Origin of the sequence: Tepidimonas sp., from assembly GCF_036824975.1 — a bacterium.
Classification (GTDB): Bacteria; Pseudomonadota; Gammaproteobacteria; order Burkholderiales; family Burkholderiaceae_C; genus Tepidimonas.
The window spans coordinates 13,084-16,676 of the sequence record NZ_DAISZC010000042.1 but is presented as its reverse complement, the minus strand read 5'-3'; the positions used below and the strand labels follow the sequence as shown (position 1 = coordinate 16,676).

The window sequence follows — 3,593 nt, the reverse complement described above, 5'->3', positions numbered from 1 at the left end:
ACAGCGTAGCCCCTGGACGGCGCCCCAGAATGCTTTCGATGCGCTCCAGGTGCGTCGTGTAGGTGCTCGATCGGCCACATCGGAATGCCGGTCTGATACGCGAAGCGCCGGGGCCCCTTGGGCGCCCACCGCGCGCTGTTGGCAGCGGCTACACTGAGGTCTGCCGCACCAGGCACCTTCCAGAAACCTTTTTCGTTTGCTGCGCATGCTCGCGCTTTCTGACTTTGACTTTGACTTTGACTTCGACTTTGCTTTTGCCAACGCCGAACTTCCGGGTCTGATCGCCGCTGTGCTAATTGGACTCGTGATGGGCAGCTTTTTGAACGTGGTCATCCACCGCCTGCCGCGCATGTTGGAACGCCGCTGGGCAGCCGAGGCCGCTGCCTATGTGGCCTTGCCCGGCGACGGCACAGCGACCGCCGAGACGGATGTGGGCTTGGCCGCACCGGCACCGCATGACGCCCAGCCCTACAACCTGTTGGTGCCGCGCTCGCAATGCCCCGCCTGCGGCACGCCGATTCGCTGGATCCACAACATTCCGCTGCTGAGCTGGATCGCCTTGCGCGGGCGCTGCGCTGCCTGCCACGCGCCCATCAGCGCGCGCTACCCGCTGGTGGAACTGGTCACCGGGCTGGCCTTCGCAGCCGTGTTTGCGCGCCACGGCGTCAGCGCCGCCACCCTGGCGTGGTGGGGCTTCATCGCCACCGTGTTGGCGCTGGCGTTCATCGATTGGAACACCACGCTACTGCCCGACGATTTGACGCTGCCGCTGGCCTGGGCCGGCTTGATCGCTGCCGCGCTGGGTTTGAGCGGCGTGTCGTTGCCCGATGCGCTGTGGGGGGCGGTGGCGGGCTACTTGTCGCTGTGGTCGGTGTACTGGGCCTTCAAGCTCACCACCGGCAAGGAAGGCATGGGCTACGGTGACTTCAAACTGCTGGCGGCGCTGGGCGCTTGGCTGGGTTGGCAGGCGCTCATCCCGCTGGTGCTGGTGGCGTCCGCCCTGGGTGCCGCCGTCGGACTACTCATGAAGGCCAAGGGTACGCTGCGCGAAGGCCGCTATGTACCGTTTGGCCCGTTTCTGGCTTTCGGTGGCCTGCTGATGTGGGCCTTGGGGCCGCACACCGTTGTGCAGGTGCTGGGGTTGGCTTGAATGACATCAGAGACGGCACAGCGCCCCGATGTCAAGGCGGCTCTCACGACGGCCGCGCACCCGTTGCGCATAGGTCTAACCGGCGGCATCGGCAGCGGCAAGAGTACCGTGGCGGCGATGCTGGCCGAACTGGGCGCGGAGGTGGTGGATGCGGATGCGCTGTCGCGCGCCTGCACCGCGGCCGGCGGCAGCGCCATCGGACCGATCCGGCTAGCCTTCGGCGACGCCTTCATCACCGCCGACGGGGCGCTGAACCGCGACCGCATGCGCGCGCTGGTCTTCAGCGACCCAAGCGCCAAGGCGCGGCTGGAGGCCATCATCCATCCGCTGGTGCGCGCCGAGATCGACCGCCGCATCGCGGCCTGCGGCGCCGACGCCATCGTACTGGACCTACCCCTGCTGGTCGAGTCGCAGACTTGGCGCCAGCGCTGCGACCGCATCTGGGTGGTGGACTGCACACCGGAGACACAAATCCGGCGCGTCATGGCGCGCAACGGCTGGCCGCGCGCGCAGGTGCAAGCAGTGATGGCGCAGCAGGCCAGTCGGGCCAAGCGGCTGGCTGCCGCGCACGCCGTCATCGACAACGATGGCATTGACCTGCCGACCTTGCGCGAACGCGTGCGCCAGCTGTGGGAGCAGCGCGCTTTGCCGCTATGATGCCCGCGTGATTCTGTACGAATATCCTTTCAACGAGCGCATCCGTACCTACCTGCGGCTGGAACACCTGCTGCAGCGGCTGGGCATGCTGGTGGCGCGAACCGATGCGCTGGATCACCACTTTGCGCTGCAGACCCTGTTCGAGATCACCGAAGTGGGTGCACGCGCCGATCTCAAATCCGAAATCCTCAAAGATCTAGAGCGCCACAAGCAAACCTTTAGCGCCTACCGCGGCAACCCGGCCATTTCGGAAGCGGCGTTGGATGCACTGATTATGCGCATCGACCGCTGCTACGCCGCGCTGCGCGACGACGAAGGGCGCGCGGGCCACGCGCTCGGCCATATCGAGTGGCTGAACTCGGTACGCAACCGCATTGGCATTCCCGGCGGCACCTGCGCGTTCGACTTGCCCGCTTACCATGATTGGCTACATCAGCCTGCGGCCCGCCGCCAGGCCGATTTGGCGCAGTGGGCCTCTACCCTGGCCTGTCTGGCCGAACCGGTGCAGTTGCTGCTGCAACTGCTGCGCGAAACCGCAGTCGCACAAAAAGTATTTGCCACCCAGGGCGCCTACCAGCAGAGCTTGCCACAGACGCGCACTTTTCAGCTGCTGCGCGTCTGGCTCGACCCAGCACTGGGATTGATTGCCGAAATCAGCGGCAACCGGCTGCTATTTTCGGTGCGCTTGCTGCGCCGCAACGCCGAGGGCCGGCTGGAGCACGCCGCCGACGCCGACGCCGAGTTCGAAGTGCACCTGTGCGCCTGACCCCCGTCGGGTCACGCTGACCAACGGACCATCCTCCGATGAGCGATACTCCGTTTGCCCCACGCATCGTCACCTGCCCGCAGTGCGGTGGGCCGGCCCGCTACGCAGCCGATAACCCGTGGCGTCCGTTCTGCAGCCAGCGCTGCAAGCAGCTCGACTTGGGCGCCTGGGCCAGCGAGGCGTATCGAGTGCCCGACCCGTCAGCAACGCCCACGCCGCCCGACGGGGACGACGCACTGCGGCACTGAGTGAATGCGTGCGTCGTGCACCCGCAACGGCACGCCTTCGCCTTGCCGGCGCAGTCCAGCGCCCACACCCGTTGCGCGCCTGCAGCCTGGCAAACCCGGCGGGGCCGAGCGCGACCAGACCCCCAAGCGCCCGTTGCCGCCGCACACGAAGCGCAGCCCTTCGATATCAGGCCGCTTGGCCCAGCGCCTGCAGCAGCGGCACCGTGCCGGGCAACACCGGGGCCACCGTCACCGGCAGCGTCTGCCAGGCACAGTCCTGGCCCTCGTGCATACGCAGCTCGCCCTGCCACCGGGTAATGCGACAGACGTGCAGGCGCACCAGCGCGTGCGGATAGTCCACCACCAGCGTCTGCCACGGCTGCGCGGCACCGATCTCGATGCCGATTTCTTCGCGCAACTCGCGCTGCAGGGCCTGCTGCACCGTCTCGCCGGCCTCGACCTTGCCGCCCGGGAACTCCCAGTAGCCCGCGTAGGCTTTGCCGGGCGGCCGAGTCGTCATCAGAAAGCGACCCTGGGCATCGATGAGCAGCCCCACCGCCACATCCACGGGCTGGCGCGGGCCTGCGGGCCGCGGCTGCTGAGCATCGACGACCAGCACCGCTTCGGCGCCCTCGCTGGGGCACGCGCATGGCCCCAACGGTCTATCTGGGCAAAGAGATCCGCAACCCGCCGGCGGCGACGCAGCCAGCTGCGACACCCCCTGCTCTGCACGGTGCACGCCAGTCGCCTGCGCCGTCATGGCATGGCCTGCGCACCGTTGGGACCGTCGCCC

The 3,593-nt window shown here is 67.6% G+C and carries 5 protein-coding genes; 4 read left to right on the top strand and 1 reads right to left on the bottom strand.

Annotated features, from left to right (window positions below; genetic code table 11):
• The first annotated feature begins 205 nt into the window (after window positions 1-205).
• From V7Z54_RS06380 to V7Z54_RS06365, 4 genes are read left to right on the top strand one after another with little or no spacing between them, the layout of a single operon-like run.
• On the top strand, window positions 206-1,150 hold the full coding sequence (locus V7Z54_RS06380; protein ID WP_334135221.1) for a prepilin peptidase: 945 nt from the start codon (window positions 206-208) through the stop codon (window positions 1,148-1,150).
• The gene (gene coaE / locus V7Z54_RS06375) at window positions 1,151-1,807 is read left to right on the top strand and encodes a dephospho-CoA kinase (protein ID WP_334135220.1); all 657 of its coding nucleotides are present in this window, start codon (window positions 1,151-1,153) and stop codon (window positions 1,805-1,807) included.
• Window positions 1,808-1,814: 7 nt separating this feature from the next.
• The gene (gene zapD / locus V7Z54_RS06370; protein WP_334135219.1) at window positions 1,815-2,573 is read left to right on the top strand and encodes a cell division protein ZapD; all 759 of its coding nucleotides are present in this window, start codon (window positions 1,815-1,817) and stop codon (window positions 2,571-2,573) included.
• Between the two features lie 38 nt (window positions 2,574-2,611).
• Complete coding sequence (locus V7Z54_RS06365) at window positions 2,612-2,821, top strand: DNA gyrase inhibitor YacG (protein WP_334135217.1); 210 nt, start codon at window positions 2,612-2,614, stop codon at window positions 2,819-2,821.
• 166 nt (window positions 2,822-2,987) lie between these two features.
• On the opposite strand, the gene V7Z54_RS06360 is transcribed toward V7Z54_RS06365, so the two are convergent.
• Complete coding sequence (locus V7Z54_RS06360; protein ID WP_334135215.1) at window positions 2,988-3,458, bottom strand: (deoxy)nucleoside triphosphate pyrophosphohydrolase; 471 nt, start codon at window positions 3,456-3,458, stop codon at window positions 2,988-2,990.
• Window positions 3,459-3,593: the final 135 nt, after the last annotated feature.